At 43.0% G+C, this 1,301-nt stretch carries 3 protein-coding genes; all 3 read left to right on the top strand.

Translation table 11 applies throughout. The annotated features are described in order from the left end of the window. On the top strand, positions 1 to 410 hold a 410-nt coding region (locus tag CWC03_RS22970), incomplete at its 5' end, for a DUF4265 domain-containing protein (RefSeq protein ID WP_138583812.1). Positions 411 to 550: 140 nt separating this feature from the next. Then, positions 551 to 931, top strand: a complete 381-nt coding sequence (locus CWC03_RS22965; protein WP_138583811.1) for a GFA family protein — start codon at positions 551 to 553, stop codon at positions 929 to 931. A 25-nt stretch (positions 932 to 956) separates the two neighbouring features. Beyond that, positions 957 to 1,190, top strand: coding sequence for a hypothetical protein (locus CWC03_RS22960; RefSeq protein WP_249314115.1), 234 nt, complete (start codon positions 957 to 959; stop codon positions 1,188 to 1,190). The last annotated feature ends 111 nt before the right edge of the window (positions 1,191 to 1,301 follow it).

Here is a 1,301-nt window from a genome sequence, read left to right as displayed (position 1 = left end):
GTGCTGAAGAATTTATTGTTGCTATGGCAGTAGGCGATAACATTTATCAGATAAAAGGCGCTCCGCTTTTTGCTTTTGGTGTTAACTACGGCGACCACGTTTTGGTTGCACCAGATAGCGAAGGTTCTTTAGATGTCATCGAGATTGTGGCTCGAAGTGAGTACCACTCTTTGCGGATCCGCTTTACAAACGAGTTAGAAAATGCCAAAAACATAGAGCTACTTCAAGAGCTTACTCTATCTGGCGTGGAGAGCGAGCAATTGGATGATGGGCGCTTTGCCTTGACGGTTTCACCGCAAAGAGAATACGAATCTTTTATCGATATCTTGCATTATTATCAGGAGCTTGGCGTATTGAAGTATGAACTTACCGGCGAGCACCACGATAGCTTCGATGGTAACAGTGCGTAACTTATAGATACCTAACTAATTCTTCACAAATTCAGTGGCTTAGTGTTCAGTTTTGTGTTTCACTTGGAACTTTAATAGGCACGGTAATTTACTATCGTACTTAGTTTAAGATAATGGCAAAATACTAAGGAAACACAAGGATGGCTGTCAATTTTGTTGGAGGATGTTTATGTGGGCAGATCCGTTTTACCGCGATTGGCGTCCCTCGTAACCCTCATACCTGCTCATGTAAAATGTGCCAAAGACACAGTGGTGCGTTAACTGTCGCTTGGGTAGAGTTCGCAAGTGAAGAGGTAAGCTGGGATGGGCCTGGCGGTGCGCCTAAGGTGTGGCGTTCATCGGATTATTCATCGCGCGCTTTTTGCCCTGAGTGTGGTAGCACATTAGGTGCAATAGATGACGCGCCTATCATTGCATTAGTGCTCGGCGTTTTTGATGCCAATAGTCGTAAAACCCTAGAACCCAAATCCCATTCTTATATTTCAAAAAGGCCAAAATGGTGGCGTATAGGATGCAATTAGTCTCTGTGCTGTATGTGAGTAAATTATGACTTCTTACGCTATCGAAGATGCGTCGTGGCCTGAGATCTTAACGCTACAAAATCAGGCGTATCATGATGTTGCGCCAGAAACTGTGGATATCCTAAAAAGTAAATGGATGCGCTCGCCAAAGAGTTGTTTTGTTTTTAAACAACATCGAGCCGTGGATGCCTATTTACTGGCGCACCCTTGGTACGATGAAAGGCCGCCGAGTTTGTTTACTTTATACCAATCTACCTAAATACTTGCTCAATTTGAAGGAGCAAATCTGACGCTAACTGTGTTAAAAATTTCTTATATAGAACAACTAAGTAGCAAAATTTTTGCCTTGCCTATATGGATGTAGGTACCT

The sequence above is a fragment of the Pseudoalteromonas sp. S2755 genome, assembly GCF_005886535.1.
Lineage (GTDB): Bacteria > Pseudomonadota > Gammaproteobacteria > Enterobacterales > Alteromonadaceae > Pseudoalteromonas.
The sequence above is the reverse complement of the archived record's forward strand: the minus strand, read 5'-3'. Positions and strand labels throughout refer to the sequence as shown.

What these genes read in the sequence shown, in the direction of transcription:
- CWC03_RS22965 (WP_138583811.1), top strand. Translation starts at nt 551, where the DNA reads ATGGCTGTCAATTTTGTTGGAGGATGTTTATGTGGGCAGATCCGTTTT.
- CWC03_RS22960 (WP_249314115.1), top strand. Translation starts at nt 957, where the DNA reads ATGACTTCTTACGCTATCGAAGATGCGTCGTGGCCTGAGATCTTAACG.